The organism is Sulfitobacter sediminis, from assembly GCF_040811725.1.
Lineage (GTDB): Bacteria > Pseudomonadota > Alphaproteobacteria > Rhodobacterales > Rhodobacteraceae > Sulfitobacter > Sulfitobacter sediminis.
This window is the reverse complement of record NZ_JBFNXX010000130.1, coordinates 1-296: the sequence shown is the minus strand read 5'-3', so window position 1 is coordinate 296 and position 296 is coordinate 1. Positions and strand designations below refer to the sequence as shown.

Genomic DNA, 296 nt, shown 5'->3' with positions numbered 1-296 from the left:
CCCGGCGGCGATAATACCGGCGGCGAGAACCCCGGCGGCTATAATACCGGCGGCGAGAACAACGGCGGCGAGAACAGCGGCGGCAATAACGGCGGCGGCAATAACGGCGGCGACAATAACGGCGGCGAGAACAACGGCGGTGACAATAACGGCGGCGGCAATAACGGCGGCGGCGAGAACAACGGCGGCGATAATAACGGCGGCGACAACGACGGCGGCGATAATAACGGCGGCGAGAACAACGGCGGCTATAACGTCGGCGGCGAGAACAACGGCGGCGACAACAACGGCGGCGA

At 65.2% G+C, this 296-nt stretch carries 1 protein-coding gene; it reads left to right on the top strand.

The annotated features are described in order from the left end of the window. Positions 1 to 296: hypothetical protein (locus tag AB2B41_RS24100; RefSeq protein WP_367880242.1), on the top strand; the 296-nt coding region annotated here is incomplete at both ends.